This is a genomic window from Gemmobacter fulvus (assembly GCF_018798885.1).
Lineage (GTDB): Bacteria > Pseudomonadota > Alphaproteobacteria > Rhodobacterales > Rhodobacteraceae > Gemmobacter > Gemmobacter fulvus.
Genome location: NZ_CP076361.1, coordinates 2,987,700 through 3,009,108 on the forward strand (window position 1 = coordinate 2,987,700; position 21,409 = coordinate 3,009,108).

Annotated in this window: 21 protein-coding genes; 14 read left to right on the plus strand and 7 right to left on the minus strand. The window is 59.9% G+C overall.

The annotated features are described in order from the left end of the window. Positions 1 to 5 precede the first annotated feature (5 nt). The 7 genes from KM031_RS14495 to KM031_RS14525 all read right to left on the minus strand — a co-directional run bounded on the left by KM031_RS14495 (position 6) and on the right by KM031_RS14525 (position 7,353). On the minus strand, positions 6 to 275 hold the full coding sequence (locus KM031_RS14495; protein ID WP_215507318.1) for a K+/H+ antiporter subunit F: 270 nt from the start codon (positions 273 to 275) through the stop codon (positions 6 to 8). Then, on the minus strand, positions 272 to 763 hold the full coding sequence (locus KM031_RS14500) for a Na+/H+ antiporter subunit E (RefSeq protein ID WP_215507316.1): 492 nt from the start codon (positions 761 to 763) through the stop codon (positions 272 to 274). Before KM031_RS14500 ends, KM031_RS14495 begins: the two co-directional genes overlap by 4 nt. Beyond that, positions 764 to 2,269: a monovalent cation/H+ antiporter subunit D gene (locus KM031_RS14505; protein WP_215507369.1), complete on the minus strand. Its 1,506-nt coding sequence runs from the start codon at positions 2,267 to 2,269 to the stop codon at positions 764 to 766. Beyond that, complete coding sequence (locus KM031_RS14510; protein WP_215507314.1) at positions 2,269 to 2,601, minus strand: Na+/H+ antiporter subunit C; 333 nt, start codon at positions 2,599 to 2,601, stop codon at positions 2,269 to 2,271. The genes KM031_RS14505 and KM031_RS14510 overlap by 1 nt, the downstream gene beginning before the upstream one ends. Before the next feature lies 1 nt (position 2,602). Further along, positions 2,603 to 5,449: a monovalent cation/H+ antiporter subunit A gene (locus KM031_RS14515; RefSeq protein WP_215507312.1), complete on the minus strand. Its 2,847-nt coding sequence runs from the start codon at positions 5,447 to 5,449 to the stop codon at positions 2,603 to 2,605. A 144-nt stretch (positions 5,450 to 5,593) separates the two neighbouring features. Further along, complete coding sequence (locus tag KM031_RS14520) at positions 5,594 to 6,817, minus strand: ROK family transcriptional regulator (RefSeq protein ID WP_246567321.1); 1,224 nt, start codon at positions 6,815 to 6,817, stop codon at positions 5,594 to 5,596. An 83-nt stretch (positions 6,818 to 6,900) separates the two neighbouring features. Then, the gene (locus KM031_RS14525; RefSeq protein ID WP_215507310.1) at positions 6,901 to 7,353 is read right to left on the minus strand and encodes an RbsD/FucU family protein; all 453 of its coding nucleotides are present in this window, start codon (positions 7,351 to 7,353) and stop codon (positions 6,901 to 6,903) included. 234 nt (positions 7,354 to 7,587) lie between these two features. On the opposite strand from KM031_RS14525, the gene KM031_RS14530 reads away from it, so the two are divergent. The 14 genes from KM031_RS14530 (at position 7,588) to KM031_RS14595 (ending at position 21,374) form a co-directional block, all read left to right on the plus strand. Continuing rightward, entirely contained in the window at positions 7,588 to 8,610 is a 1,023-nt protein-coding gene (locus KM031_RS14530) for a sugar ABC transporter substrate-binding protein (RefSeq protein WP_215507308.1), read from the plus strand. A gap of 131 nt (positions 8,611 to 8,741) precedes the next feature. Then, the gene (locus KM031_RS14535) at positions 8,742 to 9,815 is read left to right on the plus strand and encodes an ABC transporter permease (RefSeq protein WP_215507306.1); all 1,074 of its coding nucleotides are present in this window, start codon (positions 8,742 to 8,744) and stop codon (positions 9,813 to 9,815) included. Continuing rightward, complete coding sequence (locus KM031_RS14540) at positions 9,812 to 10,594, plus strand: ATP-binding cassette domain-containing protein (RefSeq protein WP_215507304.1); 783 nt, start codon at positions 9,812 to 9,814, stop codon at positions 10,592 to 10,594. Before KM031_RS14535 ends, KM031_RS14540 begins: the two co-directional genes overlap by 4 nt. Next, positions 10,591 to 11,208, plus strand: coding sequence for a nucleoside/nucleotide kinase family protein (locus tag KM031_RS14545; RefSeq protein ID WP_215507302.1), 618 nt, complete (start codon positions 10,591 to 10,593; stop codon positions 11,206 to 11,208). Before KM031_RS14540 ends, KM031_RS14545 begins: the two co-directional genes overlap by 4 nt. Positions 11,209 to 11,338: 130 nt before the next feature. Next, positions 11,339 to 11,806 carry a dUTP diphosphatase gene (dut, locus tag KM031_RS14550; RefSeq protein ID WP_215507300.1) on the plus strand — a complete coding sequence of 156 codons (468 nt, stop codon included), beginning with the start codon at positions 11,339 to 11,341 and terminating at the stop codon, positions 11,804 to 11,806. Then, positions 11,806 to 12,843: a HesA/MoeB/ThiF family protein gene (locus KM031_RS14555; protein WP_215507298.1), complete on the plus strand. Its 1,038-nt coding sequence runs from the start codon at positions 11,806 to 11,808 to the stop codon at positions 12,841 to 12,843. Before dut ends, KM031_RS14555 begins: the two co-directional genes overlap by 1 nt. A 275-nt stretch (positions 12,844 to 13,118) precedes the next feature. Continuing rightward, positions 13,119 to 14,375 (plus strand): site-specific integrase, encoded by a 1,257-nt coding sequence (locus KM031_RS14560; protein ID WP_215507296.1) that lies wholly within the window; start codon positions 13,119 to 13,121, stop codon positions 14,373 to 14,375. A 63-nt stretch (positions 14,376 to 14,438) separates the two neighbouring features. Next, positions 14,439 to 14,753 carry an H-NS histone family protein gene (locus tag KM031_RS14565; RefSeq protein ID WP_215507294.1) on the plus strand — a complete coding sequence of 105 codons (315 nt, stop codon included), beginning with the start codon at positions 14,439 to 14,441 and terminating at the stop codon, positions 14,751 to 14,753. Between the two features lie 256 nt (positions 14,754 to 15,009). After that, a complete protein-coding gene (locus tag KM031_RS14570; protein WP_215507292.1) occupies positions 15,010 to 15,219 on the plus strand; it encodes a hypothetical protein in 210 nt (69 codons plus the stop codon). 285 nt (positions 15,220 to 15,504) lie between these two features. After that, a protein-coding gene (locus tag KM031_RS14575; protein WP_260691898.1) for an IS5 family transposase occupies positions 15,505 to 16,292 on the plus strand; the annotation gives its coding sequence in 2 pieces (ribosomal slippage) (positions 15,505 to 15,844 and positions 15,844 to 16,292; 789 coding nt in all). 681 nt (positions 16,293 to 16,973) lie between these two features. Next, the gene (locus tag KM031_RS14580; protein WP_215506730.1) at positions 16,974 to 17,234 is read left to right on the plus strand and encodes a hypothetical protein; all 261 of its coding nucleotides are present in this window, start codon (positions 16,974 to 16,976) and stop codon (positions 17,232 to 17,234) included. 416 nt (positions 17,235 to 17,650) lie between these two features. Continuing rightward, a complete protein-coding gene (locus KM031_RS14585; RefSeq protein WP_215506728.1) occupies positions 17,651 to 18,436 on the plus strand; it encodes a transporter substrate-binding domain-containing protein in 786 nt (261 codons plus the stop codon). Positions 18,437 to 18,484: 48 nt separating this feature from the next. Continuing rightward, positions 18,485 to 19,285, plus strand: coding sequence for an amino acid ABC transporter permease (locus tag KM031_RS14590; RefSeq protein WP_215506726.1), 801 nt, complete (start codon positions 18,485 to 18,487; stop codon positions 19,283 to 19,285). A 70-nt stretch (positions 19,286 to 19,355) separates the two neighbouring features. Beyond that, positions 19,356 to 21,374 (plus strand): M3 family metallopeptidase, encoded by a 2,019-nt coding sequence (locus KM031_RS14595; RefSeq protein ID WP_215506724.1) that lies wholly within the window; start codon positions 19,356 to 19,358, stop codon positions 21,372 to 21,374. The last annotated feature ends 35 nt before the right edge of the window (positions 21,375 to 21,409 follow it).

Sequence of the window (21,409 nt, forward strand, 5' to 3'; positions counted from 1 at the left end):
GCCCCTTATTCAATGATATCGCCACGCAGGATGAATTTCGCATAGGCGACCGAGGACACAAACCCGGTCATTGCGAACAGCATCGCTGCCTCGAAATACAGACCGCTGCGGGTGGCCATGCCATAAAGCACGATCAGCGCGATCATGTTCACCACCATCGTATCCAGCGCCAGAACCCGGTCGGGAATACTGGGGCTGATCACGACGCGCCACAGGTTCATCAGCAGCGCCAGACCAAAACAGCCAAAGGCAAAGGTGAGGGCCATGTCGATCATGCGAAGATCCTTTGCAGCCGGGTTTCGTAGCGGGCCTTGATGTCATCGCGCACGCCGTCCGGGTCGGGGGCGTGCAGGCAATGCACCAGCAGCGCCCGGCCATCCGCCGACATGTCGGCGGTGACGGTGCCCGGTGTCATGGTGATGGTGCCCGCCAGCACGGTGATCGCCTCGGGGCTGCGCAGGTCCAGCGGCACCGAGATCCAGGCCGGTTGCAGTGCCGCGCGTGATTTGAACAGCACGATCAGCGCCACGGTGACATTGGATTTCACGATGTCCCACAGCACGATGGCGATGAATTCCGCCACGGCGTGCCAGTTGCGGATCTTCGGGCGGTCCGGCCAATAGGGGGCTGTCAGCAGCGGGATCAGCACGCCCAGCATCGCGGCAAAGACGAGGCTGCCCCATTTGAACTCGTTCACCAGCATCAGCCAGGTCACGATCAACAGCAGGGTTAGCCCCGGATGCGGAAACAGTTTGCGCAGCATTTACAGGCCCTCCAGCCGGTTGGCGGCAATATAGGCCTGCGGATCATGCAACTCGGCCGCCGTCAGCGTCAGCCACTCCATCACCGGCCCCGCTGCCACCGTCAGCCCGGCCAAGGCGATCAGCAGCGCAAACACCGCCACAAAGGCCAGCGGCTGTGCGGCATGGGGCGGGCAGGTGCCGGGCGTGGCATGGGTTTTCCAGAACAGGGTCGAGCCTGCACGCGCAAGCCCGAGGATCATCACCAGCGAGCTGCCGAGGATCGCACTCCAGATCAGTGCCATTTGCGCGCCGCGTGTGGCATCAAGGATCATCAGCTTGCCCAGAAACCCCGACAGCGGCGGCATCCCGGCCATGGCGATGGCCGCCACCATGAACAGCGCGGCAATCAGCCCATGCTGGGGCAGGGGCGGGCGGATCTGATCCAGGCTGCCGGTGGCACGGCGCGACAGCACCAGATCGGCAATCAGGAACATCGCGCCCGCCGCCAGCGTGGAATGCAGCATGTAATAGAGCGCGGCCCCGGTGGCCTGCGGCGTGAACTGCGCAATCGCCACGAACAGCGTGCCCATCGAGGTGATGGCCCCGAAGGCCACCAGCCGTTGCAGGCTGCTGGCCCCGAGCATCCCCAAGGCACCGACCGCCAGCGTGACAATCGCGGCGGGCAGCAACAGATCGGCAAACAGCGCGCCGGTCGCGGGCAGGGTATCGGGGAAGATCAGGGTGTAACAGCGGATCACCGCATAGGCACCGACCTTGGTCATCACCGCAAACAGCGCCGAAACCGGCCCCGGCGCCTGCGCATAGGTGGCAGGCAGCCAGAAATGCAGCGGCACCAGCGCGCCCTTGATGGCGAAGACCATCAGCAGCATCACCCCCGCCGTGCGGATCAGCGCGAAATCTCCCGCCGGCAGATCGGGAAGCTTTACCGCCAGATCGGCCATGTTCAGCGTGCCGGTCACGGAATAGATCGTGGCCAGCGCAAACAGGAACAGGGTGGAGCCGACAAGATTGAAGGCCACATATTGCACGCCCGCCTTCAGCCGGTCACGCCCGCCCGCATGGATCATCAGCCCGTATGAGGCGATCAGCAGCACTTCAAAGAACACGAACAGGTTGAAGGCGTCGCCGGTCAGAAACGCACCGCAGACGCCCATCAGCTGAAACTGCCAGAGCGCGTGGAAATGTTTGCCGCGCGCATCCCAGCCGCTGCCGATGGCATAAAGCTGCACCACAAGCGCCAGCAGCGCCGTCAGCATCAGCATCAGCGCCGACAGGCGGTCCAGCACCAGCACGATGCCAAAGGGCGCAGGCCAGTTGCCGAGGAAATAGACCTCAGGCCCGTTGACCGAGGCCGCATGCAGCAGCAGCCCCGTGATCGCCAGCAGCAGGGCGGTGGCGGCGGTCGAGAAGATCCGGCTGAGGCCAAGGTCATTGCGCAGCAGCAGAACGCTAAAGGCGCCCATCACGGCAGGCAGCACCACCGGGGTGATGATCCAATGGCCCATCATTCGGCGTCTCCTTCCAGGTCGATGCGGTCATCGCCCGCTTCCAGAAACGCGCCAAGCGCCATCATCACGATCACCGCCGTCATGCCGAACGAGATCACGATGGCCGTCAGCACCAGCGCCTGTGGCAGCGGATCGGTGTAGCCCGCCGCGTCGGGCGACAGGATCGGCGGCAGGCCTGCCACGATCCGGCCCGAGGCAAAGATGAACACGTTGCAGGCATAAGACAGCATCGCCAGCCCCACGATCACCGGGAAGGTGCGCAGGCGCAGGATCAGGTAAATCCCCACCGCCGTCATCAGGCCGACGGCCATTGCCACGAGGAGTTCCATGTTATTTCTCCTCCATGAGATCGGGGGTCAGATCGGGGCGCACGTCATAGGCCTCGGTGTTCACGGTCTGCCCGGCGCGGTTGGCCAGCCGCGACAGCGACGACAGCGCCAGCATCACCGCGCCCAGCACCGTCAGGAACACGCCCAGATCGAACAGGGCGGCGGTGGCCAGCTCAAACTTCTCCAGCGGCCAGATCTCGAAATAGCCGTAGTTGGAGGTCATGAAGGGGCGGCCCGCGAACCAGGATCCGATGCCGGTGGCGGCGGCAATCAGCACGCCTGCGCCGATCAGCCCGTGATAGTCGATCTTCTGCCGTGCCGCCGTCCAGCCAAAGCCGGAGGCCATGTATTGCATGACCAGCGCGATAGAGACGACCAGCCCGGACACAAAGCCGCCGCCGGGCACGTTATGGCCGCGCAGGAAGATATAGATCCCCACCATCAGCGCGATGGGCAGCATCATCCGGGTGGCCACCACCATCATCAGCGGGTGGCGGTCGCCTGCGTCGGGCGTATCGCTGACCCAGTTGCGCAGCCGGTCATTCGCCGGGCCGGGCCGCAGGATGGATTCGGCCAGCGCATAGATCAGAATGGCCGCGATCCCCAGAACGGTGATCTCGCCGAAAGTATCATAGCCGCGGAAGTCGACGAGGATCACGTTCACCACATTGGTGCCGCCGCCCAGAGTTTTGGAATTGGCCAGATGGTAGTCGGCAATCGTCGGAAAGGCGAAATCGCGGGTCAGCAGCGCATAGATCAGCCCGCCGACCGCCAGCCCGCCAAAGCCCGCCAGTGCTGCATCGCGCAGCTTGCGGGCGGGGCGGCTTTCGACGGGCGTGGTTTTCGGCAGGAAGTTCAGCGCCAGCAGCAGCAGGATCACCGTCGCCACCTCGACCGAGATCTGTGTGAGCGCCAGATCCGGGGCCGACAGATAGGCAAAACCGACACTGACGATCAGCCCGATCACCCCGACCAGCACCAGCACCAGCAGGCGCTGGCGATGCAGCACGGCGACCGCCAGCGAGGCCACGACCAGCAGCAGCCAGCCGATGGCGGCCACCGGCTCGATCTCGGTCAGGGCGCGGCTGCCCGCCGCATGGCTGCCGGTGCGGAAGGCGAAGTAGCCAGCGGCGACGATGGCCGCCGTGCTGATCCACAGATAGCGCCCCATGGATCCGGTATGCAGTGCCTCGGTGATGCCGCGCGCAAGGCGGGCGAAAGGTTCCATAACGCCATCGAAGATCTGCTTTGCCTCGGGGCGCGGCGCGGCCAGCCACAGCGCCTCCAGCCGCCGGTGCAGACCCAGCACGGCCAGACCCCCGCCAATGGCCGCCAGCGACATCCACAGCGCCGGGCTGTGCAGCCCGTGCCAATGCGCGATCTTTGCCTGCACCGCCGCGCCGGTCACGGCACTTGCCGCCGCATCGACCAGCCAGCCCGCAAAGGTCATCGGCATCAGCCCGATCAGAACGACCAGCGCCGCCAGCAGGGCAGGGGCCACCCAGAGGCCAAAGCCCGGATCATGCGGCTTGTGCGGGTAATCGTCGCGCTGCGGTCCCAGAAAGGCGTGGTCGACCAGACGGAAGCTGTAGGCCACCGAAAACAGCGCGCCGATGGTGGCCAGCACGCCAATCACCCAAGGCGCGGTATGGGCGGCCTCTTCCAGCATCATTTCCTTGGACAGGAAGCCGTTGAACGGCGGCAGGCCCGCCATCGACAGCGCGGCAATCGTGACGATGGCAAAGGTGATCGGCATCAGGTGGCGCAGGCCGCCCAGCCGCTTGATGTCGCGGGTATGGGTCTCGTGATCCACGATGCCTGCCGCCATGAACAATGCGGCCTTGAAGGTGGCGTGATTGACAATGTGAAACACCGCCACCGTCGCCGCCGCCTTGGTGCCAAAGCCCAGCAGCATGGTGATCAGCCCCAGATGCGACACGGTGGAAAACGCCAGAAGCGCCTTGAGGTCATCCTTGAACAGCGCGATCTTGGCGGCCATCACCATGGTGATCAGCCCGGCGGAGGTGACGATCCAGAACCACTCCGGGGTGCCTGCCAGCACCGGCCACAGCCGCGCCATCAGGAAAATGCCCGCCTTCACCATGGTCGCCGAATGCAGATAGGCCGAAACCGGGGTGGGGGCGGCCATCGCATGCGGCAGCCAGAAATGGAACGGGAACTGCGCCGATTTGGTAAAGGCCCCCAGCAGGATCAGGATCAGTGCGGGCAGATACCAGTCGCTGGCCTGAATCGCGGCCTTGTTCGTCAGGATCACGCTCAGATCATAGCTGCCGCTGATCTGGCCCAGGATCAACATGCCCGCGATCATCGCAAGCCCGCCCGCCCCGGTGACCGCCAGCGCCATCCGGGCCCCCTGCCGCCCTTCGGGCAGGTGTTTCCAATAGCCGATCAGCAGGAAGGAGGACAGCGAGGTCAGCTCCCAGAACACCAGCAGAAGCAGGATGTTGTCGGACAGGACAATCCCGACCATCGCGCCCTGGAACAGCATCAGATAGGTGTAGAATTGCCCCATCGGGTCGCGGTCGCTCAGATAAAAGCGCGCATAGAGGATGATGAGCAAGCCGATCCCGAGGATCAGCCCGGCAAACAGCAGGCCCAGCCCGTCCAGAAAGAAATTCGCGTTCAGCCCCAGCGCGGGCAACCACTCGATCCGGGTCTGGATCACATCGCCGCGCAGCACAGCCGGGATATGCAGACCCAGCCCGATCAGGGCAAGCAGGGTGACGGACCCTGTGACAAGGGCACAGGCGTTGCGTCCGGCGCGGATCATAAGGCCGGGCAGTAGCGCACCCAGAAAGGGCAGCGCAGCAATCAGGGCAAGGGACATACCGGGGGCGTTTCCGTTTTTTGGGCCGTTCTCGGGCGTGTCGGGGTGTGTCGTGTCTGTTGGATGGGTCCTATATGGGCCTTCCCCTTAGTCCGACAAGACTTTACCCCCTGTCAACCCGACCGGCGCAAAACTTGGGCCTCCTCAGCCTTCCGTCAGCACAGACCCCTGTTCGAGCAGGTAGCGCTGCGACAGCGGAATGGCGGCGGCCCCCATCGACCTTGCGCTGGATCCCACCGTGCCTTCGCGGATCAGCGGCGGGTCCACCCCAGCCAGATCCAGCCGGTGAAAGGCGTCATGGGTGCGGCGTGTCAGTTCGGCGCGGTATTCCACCGGCATCCAGCCGTCGATCAGCACCGCCCCCAGTTCCAGCAATGAGGTGGCACCGAGGATTGCGGCGGCCAGCCCTTCGGCGGCCTCATCCATCCAGCGGCTGACGACGCGCGGGCTCACGGTCCATGGCTCGGGCGATTCCCACAGCCCATCGGACGGCTCGCCCGCCGCATCCATCGCCTGTGCCAGCACCGACAGAGAGGCCACGGTCAGCAAACGCCGCATCCGCCCATCCGGGCCGGGCACCAGCATCGGCCCGACCCCTGCGGCATTGCCGCTGCGCCCGGTGAACAGCTGGCCATTCAGCACCAGCCCGCCACCGATGAAATATCCGAAGTAGAAATACAGGAAATCCTTGGGTTTTTCGCCGCTGCCAAACACCAGCTCGGCACCGCAGGCGGCGGTTGCGTCATTCTGCACGGTGACGGGCATCCCCGCCACGGCGCTGAGTTCGGCCTGAATGTCGCGCACGCGCCAGGCATCCATCTCGGCCTGCGGGGCGCCGATATATTGCACCCAGCTCCACAGTTGGAACGGCATGGCGACGCCCATGCCGCCGATGCGCTCTTGCAGGGCCTCGGGCAGGGTGGCGGTCATCGCGGGCAGGGCTTCGGCCACGAAAGACAGCACGGCATCGGGCGTGGGATAGCGATACACGCGGCGGCGGGTGGCGCGCACCGTGCCGGTAAAATCCACCAGCGTCAGATCGGTGGAGCGCCGCCCGATCTTCAGGCCGAAGAAAAACGCCCCATCCGCCGCCAGTGACATCGGCACCGAAGGCTGGCCGATCCGACCGCGCACTGGCTTGCCACGCAGCAGCAGCCCATCCTGTTCCAGCGCGCGCATGATCACCGAGACGGTCTGCGCCGACAGGCCGGTCATCCGGGCAATATCCGATTTGGCCAAGGCTTCGTGCTGGCGCACCAGACTGAGAACAAGCCGTTCATTATGGGCACGCATCCCGGATTGGTTGGAGCCGCGCAGACCACCGCCCTGCGCCCCCGCCGGGTCGCCGCTGCTTCGGTCCAAGGCCATGTCCCCTCCGTTGCGCACTGGTCCACTCTCCTCCGTCAATGCCCCGCCGCTGCTTTGGCCCCATGTCCGGCGGGGTTCAATAGTCATTCCCGCTGCACGTCTCCGTCCTGAGGCCGGATCACGCCTTTGCGCAGGATCACATTGCCGAACAGCGCAGGCTCGCTGGTGGCGATGATCGTATGGGCGGCGCGGATGCGCGGATAGAGCGCCTCGCCCGACAGCGGCTGCACCCGGTAGCCGGGCACACGCGCCGCACAAAGCGCATCGATTCGCACATGAATCGGCCCCGATTGCGCCGGATCATTGTTCAGCGCGGCCCGGAAGATCGCGGCGGGCGTGTCGGTGTCCAAGGGCATTACCTGCAGTATGGCCTCCAGCAGGGCGGGCACGCCATGTCCATCCGCCCGCACAAGGCGCTGGGCATGGGCCTGCGCCGGGTAGTTGCCATCCACGAGCGCAATTTCGTCGCCATGGCCCATCGCCCGCAAAGTAAACAACATTTCGGGTCCAAGGATGGCGGGCAAACCGATCAGCATGATCTTTGACTTTCCAAAAGCGTCCTTGCCTGCATTTCGGGCGAAATGTGAAGGCGGTTGCAGGCAGAGTGCGGCGGGGCGGGGAGTCTGTCAATATTAAATCAGACTGATTTATTTATCTTGACGGAACGTCGGGAATCAGGCTTCTTATCGTCATCGCAGCGAGAGAGGGCGCTGTGGTGTCTCGGAACAGATAACGGGCCTAGGCCCTTGATTTCCTTGGGAGGAAACAAGATGAAATTCAAAGCGAAAGCCCTTGTGGGCGTGGCGGCGCTTGCACTCATGTCAGCTGCCCCTGCACTGGCTGAGGGCGTGAGCGCCTGCCTGATCACCAAGACCGACACCAACCCCTTCTTCGTGAAGATGAAAGAAGGGGCCGAGGCCAAGGCGACCGAACTCGGCATGACGCTGAAAGCCTATGCCGGCAAGATCGACGGCGACCATGAAAGCCAGGTCGCGGCCATCGAGGCTTGCGTGGCCGATGGCGCCAAGGGCATCCTGCTGACCGCCTCGGACACCAAGGCCATCGTGGATGCGGTGAAATCGGCCCGTGACGCCGGTGTTCTGGTGATTGCGCTCGACACCCCGCTGGACCCGATCGACGCGGCTGACGCCACCTTTGCCACCGACAACTTCCAGGCCGGTCTGCTGATCGGGCAATGGGCGAAATCGGCCATGGGCGATGCGGCGGCCACCGCCAAGATTGCCCTGCTTGACCTGTCGATTGCACAGCCGTCGGTGGATGTGATGCGCGATCAGGGCTTCCTGCAAGGCTTTGGCGTGGATCTGGCCGATGCCAACAAATGGGGCGACGAAACCGATCCGCGCATCGTGGGCAACGAAGTCACCTCGGGCAACGAAGAGGGCGGGCTGAAGGCGATGGAAGCGCTGCTGGCGAAAGACCCGGAAATCAACGTGGTCTATACCATCAACGAACCTTCGGCTGCCGGGGCCTATGAGGCGCTGAAAGCCATCGGTCGCGAAAAAGACGTGCTGATCGTGTCGGTTGACGGCGGCTGCCCCGGCGTGGCGGACGTGAAAGACGGCGTGATCGGGGCCACCTCGCAGCAATACCCGCTGCAAATGGCGGCTCTGGGTGTAGAGGCGATTGCGAAATTCGCCGCCGACGGCACCAAACCGGCCCCGACCGAAGGCAAGGACTTCTTTGACACCGGCGTGGCCCTGATCACCGACAAGCCGGTGGACGGTGTGGAGTCGATCGACACCACCAAGGGCGCCGAACTCTGCTGGGGCTGAGCCCCGGCTTTCAAGCCCATTGATCCGAAGCAAAGCTTCATAAAGACTGAACCCAAGGGCGGCCATCGCGCCGCCCTTGTCACAAGCTGCGCACCCATTTTGGGCGAAGCGAGCATAGGGGGAATGTGACTATGGCATCTGATGCAAAAGGGGCGACGAGTTTTGAGGAAGGCCTGAAGGGCGCTTCGGAAAAAGTTGCCGAATTCCACGAAGACAAGAGCGCATTGAAGCGCCTGCAAAGCTGGCTTCACCAGACACCCTCGGCCGTGCCGATGATCGTTCTGGTGGTGGCCATCGTGATTTTCGGGCTGCTGTCCGAAAACTTCTTCAAGGCAACAACGCTGTCGACCATCCTGCAACAGATCGCGATTGTCGGTATTCTGGGCTGTGCGCAATCCGTCGTGGTGCTGACGGCGGGGATTGACCTGTCGGTCGGGGCCATCGCGGTGTTCTCGTCGGTGCTGATGGGGCAGATGAGCTTTCGTTATGGCATCCCGGCCCCCGCGGCCATTGGCATCGGACTTGTGCTGGGCACGGCGATGGGCGCGATCAACGGTTATCTTGTGGCCAAGATCAAACTGCCGCCCTTCATCGTGACGCTGGGCACCTGGCAGATTCTGCTCGCCTCGAACTTCATCTATTCGGCCAATGAAACCATCCGTTCGTCCGATATCCAGGAGCAGGCGCCTGCCTTGCAGTTCTGGGGCGGCTCGATCCAGCCGGGCGGGGTGAAGATCCTCTATGCCGTGTTCCTGATGATCGCGCTGGTCGCCATCATGTCCTATGTGCTGCGCCAGACGGCCTGGGGGCGGCATGTCTATGCGGTGGGTGACGATGCGGAATCCGCCGAGCTGGCCGGGGTGCAGACCAAGAAGATCCTCATCCAGGTCTATGCGCTGGCCGGGTTTTTCTGCGCCATCGCCGGCTGGGTGATGATCGGGCGGTTCGGATCGGTTTCGCCCACCGCCTCCACCGGGCAATTGGGCAACATCCAGTCCATCACGGCTGTGGTGATCGGGGGGATCTCGCTCTTTGGCGGCCGTGGCTCCATTGTCGGGATGTTCTTCGGGGCGCTGATCGTGGGCGTGTTTGAAATGGGCCTGCGCCTTGTTGGCACCGACCCGCAATGGACCTTCTTCCTCATCGGCGTGCTGATCATCTTTGCCGTCGCCGTGGACCAGTGGATCAGAAAGGCAGCAGCATGACACAAGAACCCATCCTGAAAGGCCGTGGTCTGGTAAAGCGCTATGGCAAGGTCACTGCGCTCGACCATTGCGACTTCGATCTCTATCCGGGCGAGATTCTGGCGGTGATCGGCGATAACGGGGCCGGAAAATCCTCGTTGATCAAGGCTTTGTCTGGCGCCGTTGTGCCAGACGAGGGCGAGATCACGCTGGAAGGCCAGAAGATCAACTTCACCTCGCCCATCGACGCCCGGGCGGCTGGTATCGAATGTGTCTATCAGACGCTTGCCATGTCGCCTGCGCTGTCGATTGCCGACAACATGTTCATGGGGCGCGAATTGCGCAAACCGGGGATCATGGGCAGCCTGTTCCGCAAGCTGGACAAACCCGCGATGGAGAAATTCGCGCGGGCCAAGCTGAACGAACTGGGGTTGATGACGATCCAGAACATCAATCAGGCGGTGGAAACCCTGTCGGGCGGCCAGCGGCAGGGGGTGGCTGTGGCACGGGCGGCGGCCTTCGGATCGAAGGTCGTGATCCTCGATGAACCGACGGCAGCGCTGGGCGTGAAGGAAAGCCGCCGGGTGCTGGAGCTGATCCGCGATGTGCGCTCGCGCGGGATTCCGATCATCCTGATCAGCCACAACATGCCGCATGTGTTTGAAGTGGCAGACAGAATCCACATTCACCGTCTTGGCAAGCGGCTGTGTGTGATCAAACCGTCGGACTACACCATGTCGGATGCCGTGGCCTTCATGACCGGGGCGAAACTGCCCGAAGGCGTGACGGAAGCGGCATGACACCCGCCGCGATTGCCGCCCTGATCCGTCAGAGGGCTGCCGAAGCGATCACAGGGCAGGGGCGGTTCATCACCGCCCTTGCCGGCCCGCCCGGCGCGGGCAAATCGACCCTGGCAGAAAGCCTGCGGGCCGAGTTGGGTGCTGGTGCGCGCGTGGTGCCGATGGACGGCTTTCACCTCGACAATCCGGTGCTGGCGGCGCGCGGGCTTCTGGCCCGCAAGGGCAGCCCGGAAAGCTTTGATGCGCAAGGATTCGTGCATCTGGTGCAGCGGCTGACGGTGGAGCCCGAAGTGGCGATCCCGGTCTTCGACCGCAAGCTGGATCTGGCACGGGCGGGCGGTGATCTGGTGCGGGCCGAAGACCGGCTTCTGATCATCGAGGGCAATTACCTGTTGCTGGAGGCGGAGCCCTGGTCGGCGGCCCGGCCTTTCTATGGGCTGACGCTGATGCTCGAGGTGCCCGAGGCCGAGTTGGAGCGCCGTCTGATCCAGCGCTGGATCGACCACGACCACACGCCCGAGGCGGCGCGGGCGCGGGCCCTGTCGAATGACATCCCCAATGCGCGGCGGGTGCAGCGCGAGAGTGCCGCCGCCGATTTGATGATCCGGCAGTAGGGGGCGCTCGCGCCCCCTCTTGGCCTCTGGCCAATTCACCCCCTGAGGATATTTTTGCCAAGATGAAAGGCGCAGGCCGCTCTTGTATCAGGGGGCGGAGCGCCGCATGAAGGGGCAAACGGGGGATGGAATGACACCGGACGTGCGGATTCTGTGGGAAGACTGGGCCGATCGCAGCCTGCCTATGCCGGGCTATGAGACACCGGGGGCGGCGGGGGCGGATCTGCGGGCCAATCTGCCGCCCGAGCAGCGGGCGGCGGGCATCACCCTGGCGCCGATGCAGCGGGTGATCGTGGCCACCGGGATCCGGGTGGAAATTCCCGTGGGATATGAGATGCAGATCCGGCCCCGCTCGGGCCTGGCGACGAAACATGGTCTGACGCTGCCCAATACGCCCGGCACCATTGACAGTGATTATCGCGGGCCTTTGGGCGTGGCTTTGATCAATCTGGGCGGTGAGGCCTACACGGTGCAGCATGGCGACCGGATCGCGCAGATCGTGGTGGCCCCGGTCGTGCAGGTGCGTTTTTCGGTGGTTGCGGAGCTGAGCGAGACCGAGCGTGGCGCGGGTGGCTTCGGGTCGACGGGGCGGCGCTGATGCTGCTGGTGGCAAGTCTGTTGGTGGTGATCTGGGGCGGCGGTGCGTTGCTGCGTCTGTCGGCACAGCGGCGGGTCGCGGCGATGGCGGCGGTCTGGGCGCTGGTGGTGCTGACCCATCTGATCCTGCCGCCAGAGGCCGGGCTGCGGCTGGCGACCGGCGGCGATGCCCGGGGCTGGCTGGTACTGGGCGGCGTGGTTGCTGTGGTGGGGCTGTACCGGCTGGTGATCCGCGCGCTGAAGGCGCGGGTGCCGCCACCTGCGCCGGTGGCCGATCCCGCCAGCTTTGGCGCGGTGGAGCTGGACCGCTATGCTCGCCACATCATCCTGCGCGAAATTGGCGGGCCGGGGCAGAAGCGGCTGAAGGCGGCGAAGGTTCTGGTGGTGGGTGCGGGGGGATTGGGCAGCCCGGCGCTGCTGTATCTGGCGGCAAGCGGCGTGGGCACAATCGGGGTGATCGACGCCGATCTGGTCGACAATTCCAATCTGCAACGCCAGATCATCCATGCCGATGCGCGGATCGGCATGGCCAAGGTGCAATCGGCACTGGTGGCGATGCGGGCGCTCAATCCCTTTGTCAGCCTGCGCCCCTATCAGCGCCGCCTGACGGAGGACATCGCGGCGGATCTGCTGGCCGACTATGATCTGATCCTGGATGGCACCGACAATTTTGACACCCGCTATCTGGTGAACCGCAGTGCGGTGGCGGCGGGCAAGCCGTTGATTTCGGGAGCGATTACGCAATGGGAGGGGCAGCTGTCGCTGTTTGATCCGGGGCAGGGCGGGCCGTGTTATGCCTGTGTGTTCCCGACGCGGCCCGCCCCCGGCATGGTGCCCTCCTGTGCCGAGGCGGGGGTGGCCGCCCCCCTGCCGGGCATCATCGGTTCGATGATGGCGATGGAGGCGGTGAAACATCTGACCGGGGCGGGAGAGACGCTGCGTGGTCGGCTGATGATCCATGATGCGCTTTATGCCGAAACGCGGGTGATTGCCGTCAAGCGGCGGTCGGACTGCCCGGTCTGTGGCGGCACCGCGTAAACCGCGCAGTGGCTAGCTTTTGCCCGGGTTTCAGCGCATCCCTTGCATGGGGCGGTGCGGGGCGTCATAGTCCGGCCATCACTCTGTGACAGGGAGGCGTCGGTGATATTTTGGCAACACTTAAGGCCATGATAACACTGCAAATGATACCTGTAAGTAATTGAAAATAAGCAAATAAATGATCCGATGCCGGATTTTTCGCTGGCAGTGTATGGACTTGCGGCTATTAAGACACAGATATAAAAGTGGGCCAAATTATGGGCCAAGGGTGAGCCATGAAGCGACAACTAAGCAAACTGTCAGCCAAGGACGTAGCAGACGCGATGTCAGGCAAGCTGGAAACAGGCAGACTGTCAGACGGCGGTGGGTTGTATCTGCGAGTTAGAACAGGCGGATCGTGCCAGTGGGCTTTCGTGTCAGGCAAGGGTTCGGAAAAGCGATCTGAGGTCAGCCTAGGAGCGGTGGCGACACTGGCAGACCTGTCAGGGTCACTTGACCCACAGAAGCGCGCTAGGAGGTCACTGGAAGAGGCCAGACAGAAGGCAGCGGGTCTGAGACAGAAACTTGCGCAAGGACAGCTTCCTGCGGCTCTGGTGAAGCGTGGCAGGGCTGAGGCCAAAGTGCCAAACCTGCGGGATGTTATGGACAAATATATAACACTGAATGGCTTGGAAGAAGGCAGTAAGGCCAAAATTGAGGCCGAAAGGGTCTATAAATCCTTTTATAACAACGTGTTAGAGTGGACAAAATCAGATAAACTGAACAAAATCAGCAGACACAACGCAGACGCTTGGGCAACTGAGAGGCTTGAGCAAGTATCGCGGGCCAGTGTTATGAGAGAAATCACAGTCTGGAAGGCAGCATTCAACAAGTGGATCAAAGCGAAAGATTCAAATATGAAAAATCCTTTTGACAATCTGGAATTACCAAAAAAAAAATCATTTGAAAGTGAGATCGACAAAAGAAGTCCGATGGAAAAGGACATGATTAATAAATTGATTGATAACATGAGCGATAATGAACGCCTGCGGGAACTGAAAGATTTGTTTGTGGTGTTGACCTATACAGGCGCAAGGGTAAGTGAGATCACTGGATTGAGAGTGGTTGACGTTAACCTGAATGACGACGTTTCGTTCATTTCGATCATCCCACATGCAGGCAGAAGACTCAAAACAGAGGAAAGCAAAAGAAGCATTCCAATTTTTGAACCTATCAGGGATATATTTGAAAGAAGAACTAAAACTAATAATGAATACATATTTGAAAGCTACGCTCGTTCAGAAGTGAAGGCTTCACAGGCTATCATGCGTCAAATTAGGAAGGTGACAAAAGATAAAAAGATAGTCGCTCATAGCCTGAGACATGCCATGTCAGATTATTTGAGAATTAATGGAGTAACGAAGGACGCTGAGGATTTGATGCTTGGTCACAAAGTAGACAGTATTGCCATGCGCTCCTATGGATCGGCAAAGGGCAGAGTCGAATTCTTGAATAAATCTTTGTCAGGGGTGATTGATCATTATTTGAAATGATTTGACATTTTGGTCAATGTGGTAAAGCGTAGCAAGCAGAATCGTATCTAAGGGAATGCAGAAATGGAAAAAAAATCTAAGATTGAAAGCTTTGCGAAATCAATAGAGGATAGGATTGAGCGCATAAGGGCGGAAGTGTTGGAGATATCGAAATTAATCGGAATTTCCGTTTTCGAAGCGGCTGGTTTGGAGAAGGAGCTTGAAGCTGAACTAATGGAGGGTAAAAATACCAAAAATAAAACGGGCAAAGGTATTCCGAAATACGAGAACCCAGATAATAAAGGTGAAACTTGGTCGGGGAAAGGCAGGCAGCCAAATTGGATAAAAAATAAGCGGAAAGACGGGGTTGAACTGGGGGATATGTTGATTAAGCAATGACATTTAAATGCAATACCAGCAAAGGGCGCTTTAACTGGTGCCCTTTTTTTTATTTGCGTTGATGTTGAGCCGATTTTGAAGTAGAATGATGCTATTAGCGTTGCGAAGTATTATAAATAAAGATAGCAGAAATGCTAATAAGAAATAAGATTTGAACATAGGAGAATTGTATGAAGAAAATCAATGGCAGGTTGCCACATGAGAAAATCGAAACATTGAATAAGATCAATGCATTGGCAGGCGAAGGATACCCGTTATGGTATATCGCAAACGAATTAGGGGTTCACAGATCAACCCTTTACAGGTTTCAGAAAAATATGAAGAAAAAGGAGTTTTGAAAATGTTGTATTCATCGGATTTTGACAAAGCAGACTACGAATTTGAAGTAATGCAAAAACTTAAAGAGCAAGAGGCCAGAGCGCAAGGCGAACTGAAATACACAGCAATAGCTATAGAGTGGCGGTAAGATCGAGGAAGCGGAAAAATATCTTAGGGCTAAAATGGAGTTCGAGATCAAAAAAATGAAAGAGGAATGGTTGCTGTCTGATAAAGATTTGTATCAAGCAAAGCTGAACTTCGGTCGATCAATAAACGAATTTTAATGAAGAGAGGGTAAGCCAAAAGGCTTACCCCTAACTTAAATTATAATCTATTAGCGCAAAGGTATTTATAAAGATGAAAGAGGCATTAGGCCGTGTTGACAAAAGGGATTCACGGGGCGCTCTGAACGTGATTCAAGCTGGTATCTGCGATGGAGACCAGCTTGGCACGAGACCTGATGTCGGACGATGAATGGGCGTTTCACGAACGCTTCATCCTGGCCGTCCGCGCACCGAACGGGCGCAAACCTATGAACCATCGTCTTGTTCTGGATGGGATTTTCTGGATAGCGCGCACAGGTTCTCCGTGGCGTGACCTGCCGGAGGAGTTCGGCAAGTGGTCGTCTGTCTACCGCCAGTTCCGGCGCTGGACCCTGGCTGGGCTGTGGGAAGGGATACTGGAGGCCTTGAACGAGAGCGGGGTGGTTCCTGCGGCCTTGCAGATGATCGACAGCACCGTGGTCCGCGCCCATCATCAGGCAGCGGGCGCTAAAGGGGGACTCCGCGACAAGGTTTTGGCCGTTCGCGAGGTGGCTTCACGACCAAGATCCACCTCCGCGTCAATGGCGCAGGCCTGCCCATGAGGTCGGACATCACGCCGGGCCAGACATCGGACTATCTGGGCTTCAACCTCATCATGGACGACAACCTGCCCGAGCCGAGCGTCCTGCTGGCAGATCGCGGCTATGACTCTGACAAGCTTCGAGAAACCATGGAGGGACGCAACGTCGTGCCAGTGATCCCCATGCGCAAGTCCCGCAAGCTGCGCGTGGCCGTGGACCGCACCCTCTATCGGCTGCGCAACCTCGTCGAGCGCTGTTTCAACAAGCTGAAGAACGCCCGCCGCGTCGCCACCCGCTACGACAAAACCGCAGAGAGCTTCTTGGGCTTCATCGACATCACCTCGATCCGCCTCTGGCTCCGCCATTTGTCAACATGACCTAGATGTTAAGGTGGTAAGTGATCTGGATAATAAGAGGGTCATTTATCAAGGGGAGCTAAATAAAAAAATTAAACATGAGGTCAAAGAGGTAAATTTAAATACGAAGGATATAGTATTTGGTTGTGAATTTGAGGATTTGTTGATTAGACCATCAAATGGAAAGCATGTGCACGATCTGGCGACTAGTCTAAAAAACGACAACATAAATGACAAATTCAAAATGCTAGACGTGTGGAGTAAGGATGGGCAATACATTTGTTTAGATCGGAAATCATAGGCTGCAAGTGTATATTGATAAAGAAGAAGTATCAGTTCCGTGCAGAGTTCATACTTGCAATACAAAGATAGCAATAACGATTGCACATCGTGAAAACGCTGCGCCTCAAGCAAGTTTGACTGCAAAAGAGAAGAGTCAAATTGCTTGGAAACTAATTCTCAAAGATTACAATTCAGCGTCTAATTCATTTGTCGGTTCAAAGGAATATTCGTGGAAAACAAAGGACTTGTCAAACGCTACAAGAGTTAGTGATAGGCAGATTGAATTTATGAGGCGGAGTAATCAGAAAACTAATCAATGCAAATGAAACGGTGCCTGATACTTGGAGTGAAGCGATAAGGTGGCACACAACAGGTAACATGACATTAGACGAATTAAATGATATAGAGGAAAGAAGGAACATGAATTATCAAAAGTATATTGAATGGAAAAAGTTAAGTAATGATCCAATGGCAAGCGATGATTTTGGATTGATCGAGCGAATATTGAAAAACAAGGATGAAAAGGATGTAACTAATTTCTTCAATAAGTTCTTTTCGATCAAGGATGGCGATTTAGTTCAAAAAAAGGACTTTGCAGAAGGGGCGCGAACCCACATTTGCGGATCGGAAGCAGGATCAATCGACAATAAAGATGACGATGACAAGTTTGATTTTATTTAATTGGAAATGGGAATTGGGATATGAGGTCAACCCGCATATGCGGGTTGATTGCTGCGCAAATGACTGATTTTGAACCCACATAGTAGGGGGAGGGGATGCGGATCACCCTTAATAAGGCCTCTCTCGGGTGAGGGTTCAACACAACCGAACAGCTTTTCTGACAGCTTTAGTTCAAGCTATTAGTTGACTGTTTTTGTATGTTATTTGGGGTTTTGTGTGGCTGTGTAGAAAGGAATGATCATACATCGGTTTTCTTTCGCCGCGTTGACTGATCGTGCTCCCCCCCCTATCAAATGGGATCGGTCTATGTATGAAAGTGGGCCAAGAAGTTGACCAAGGCCAAGTCAGACATGAAATATTGTTGTTATATCAATGTCTTGGATGATTTGTGCTACTCTGTGACAGGGAGTTCACATATGAAATTTGCCGCCCTTGCCGGATTTGCGCTGGCGTTTTCTTCCACCTTTGCCATGGCGCAGGCCTTGCCTGATCTGGGCGGGCGCGCCGTGGTTGTGGTGACGGAAAACGCCTATCCGCCGCTGCAATTCCTGGATGCCGCGGGCGCGGCTGTCGGCTGGGAATATGATGCGGTGGCCGAGATTGCCAAGCGGCTGAACCTCACCGTCACCTATGAGAATACCAGCTGGGATGCGATGATCCCTGCTGTCTCGGGCGGGCAGTATGACATGGGCATGACCGGCATCACCATCCGTGACGACCGCAAGGAGCAGGTGGATTTTTCCGATCCCTATATGCGGTCGGAAATGGTCATGCTGGTGCGGGGCGACGAGGCGCGCTTCACCGATGCCAAGAGCTTTGGGGCCAATGCCGATCTGCTGATGGCGGCGCAGCCGGGTACCACGCCTTTCTACGTCGGGGTCTATGAGGTGCTGGATGGCAATGAGGCCAATCCGCGCATCAAGATGTTTGAAACCTTCGGGGCCGGGGTCGAGGCGCTGCGCAGCGGTGATGTCGATCTGGTGCTGACCGATGGCACGGCGGCGAATGGCTATGTGGCGGCCTCGGAAGGGGCGCTGAAGATCGTGGGCGAAAAGCTTGGGGCCGAGGATTTCGGCTTCATCTTCCCGAAAGGCTCGGATCTGGTGGCGCCGGTCAATGCGGCGATTGCGGCGATGACGGCGGATGGCACCATGACGGCGCTGAACACCAAATGGTTCCTCGAATACAAGATGGGTCAGTAAGCGCTGAACAGGAGGCGCGGGGCTGCGGCCCCGCCCTTGCACCCCGACATGCCCCCTCCCGCCTCTTCCCCCGACAAGGATTTCCCCTGGTGGCTGGTCGTGCTGGCCGCGATCGGGCTCTGGCTGTTTTACGAGGTCTGGGCCAGCCCGATCTATGCCAAGGTGATGGCCACGCTGGCCAAGGGCATCTGGATCACGCTGCTGGTGACCTTTGTCGCGTTTTTTGCGGCGGCGGTCATGGGCCTGGGGCTGGCGGTGGCCGGGCAGTCGCGCTTCCTTGTGCTGCGGCAGGCGGCGCGCTTTTACATTGAGGTGGTGCGCGGTGTGCCGATCATCGTGCTGCTGCTGTATGTCGCCTTTGCGGCGGTGCCTGCGGCGGTGATCGGCTGGAACTGGCTGGCCGAGCCGCTGGGGTTGACGCTGGCCAAGGCGCGCGATGTGCCGCTGCTGTGGCGGGCGGTGATTGCGCTGACCATCGCCTATTCCGCCTTTCTGGCCGAGGTGTTCCGGGCCGGGCTGGCGTCGGTGCATCACGGGCAGATCGAGGCGGCGCAGGCGCTGGGTCTCACGGGCTGGCACCGCTTTCGCTTCATCGTGTTCCCGCAGGCCTTCCGCACCATTCTGCCGCCTTTGGGCAATGACTTCGTGGCGATGGTGAAAGACAGCTCGCTGGTGTCCGTTCTGGGCGTTGCCGATGTCACGCAGCTTGGCAAAGTTACGGCGGCGGGAAATTTTCGGTATTTCGAGACTTATAATACTGTTGCACTGATCTATCTGACCATGACCGTGACCTTGTCCCTGCTGCTGCGGCGGTTAGAGGCGCGGTTGCGGGCCAAGGATGCGCGATAACCGGCGTCCGGGGAAGGTGTTGGGTTTTTGTGGGGCCGCGCGCGGGCGTGTGCCTGAAGGAGTTGTATTGATGACGAATCCGCTGCTGACTGCATGGGTCACGCCCTTTGGTTTGCCACCGTTTCAGGCCATCCGCGATGCGGATTTTGCTCCGGCCTTCGAGGCGGGTCTGGCCGAAGCGCGGGCGGCCATCGCCGCCATCGCCGACAGCAGTGCGCCGCCCAGTTTTGCCAATACGATTGATGCGCTGGAACTGGCGGAAGCCACGCTCGACCGGGTGTCGGGGGTGTTCTACAATCTGGCGGGGGCCGACAGCACCGAGGCGCGCGAGGCGCTGATGCGCGATCTGGCCCCGAAGCTGAGCGCGTTTTCGTCCGAGGTGACGAACAACAAGGCCCTGTTTGCGCGGATCGACGCGCTCTGGCAGGGGCGCAAGGCGCTGCGGCTGACGCCGGAACAGGCGCGGGTGCTCGATCTCTATCGCCAGATGTTCGTGCGCGCGGGTGCGCAACTGGAGGGCGATGCAGCGGCGCGGCTGACCGAGGTCAAATCGCGTCTGGCGGTTCTGGGCACCACTTTCAGCCAGAATATTCTGGCCGAAGAGCGTGATTGGTTCATGGAACTGAGCGAGGCTGATCTGGCGGGCCTGCCGGAGTTTGTGGTGGATACGGCGCGGGCGGCGGGGGCAGAAAAGGGGGCGGCGGGTCCGGTGGTCACGCTGAATCGCTCGCTGATCGTGCCCTTCCTGCAATTCTCACCCAACCGCGAGTTGCGCCGCCGCGCCTATGAGGCCTGGGTGGCGCGCGGGGCCAATGGCAATGCGCAGGACAATCGCGGTGTGGCGGCAGAAATCCTGGCGCTGCGGGCCGAACGCGCGACGCTGCTGGGCTATGGCAGCTTTGCCGATTACAAGCTGGAGCCGGAGATGGCGAAAACGCCAGCCGCCGTGCGCAACCTGCTGATGCGGGTCTGGCAGCCCGCGCGCGCCAAGGCGATGGCCGATGCGGGCGTGCTGGAGCGGATGATGGAGGCCGAGGGCATCGCCGGGCCGCTGGAGCCCTGGGACTGGCGCTATTACTCCGAAAAGCGCCGTCATGCCGAACATGATCTGGATGAGGCGGCGCTGAAACCCTATCTGAGCCTCGACGCGATGATCGCGGCGCAATTCGACTGTGCTGCCCGGCTGTTCCATCTGCAATTCACCCCGCTGGATGCACCGATGTATCACCCGGATGTGCGCGCCTGGGAGGTCAGCCGCGACGGCGAACATATTGCGGTGTTCATCGGCGATTACTTTGCGCGCGGCTCCAAACGCTCGGGCGCGTGGTGTTCTGCGATGCGGTCGCAGCGCAAGCTGGGTGGGGTGGTGACCCCGGTTGTGGTCAATGTCTGCAATTTCGCCAAAGGCACGCCCGCGCTGTTGTCTTATGACGATGCGCGCACGCTGTTTCACGAATTCGGCCATGCCCTGCATCAGATGCTGTCGGATGTGACCTATGGTTTCATCAGCGGCACATCGGTTGCGCGCGATTTCGTGGAACTGCCCAGCCAGCTTTATGAACACTGGCTGGAAGTGCCCGAGGTGTTGCAGACCCATGCGCGCCACTGGAAAAGCGCCGAGCCGATGCCCGCCGAAATGCTTCAGCGGCTGTTGGCGGCAGGCACCTATGATCAGGGCTTTGCCACGGTGGAATTCATTGCCTCGGCCATGGTGGATCTGGCCTTCCACGAAGGGCCGCCCCCCGCCGATCCGATGCAGAAACAGGCCGAGGTGCTGGAGGCGCTGGGGATGCCTCATGCCATCCGCATGCGCCACGCGACACCGCATTTTGCCCATGTGTTTTCGGGCGATGGCTATAGCTCGGGCTATTACAGCTATATGTGGTCCGAGGTCATGGATGCCGATGCTTTTGCAGCCTTCGAAGAGGCAGGCGATGCTTTCGATCCGGTCACGGCGGTCAAGCTGGAGCGGTTCATCCTCTCGGCAGGCGGCAGCCAGCCTGCGGAAGACCTCTATGTGCAATTCCGCGGCAAGATGCCGGGCGTGGACGCGCTTCTGAAAGGGCGCGGCCTGCTGGACCCGGTATAAGCGCCACGCCAAAGACATGAGCCTGCCCCGGCACG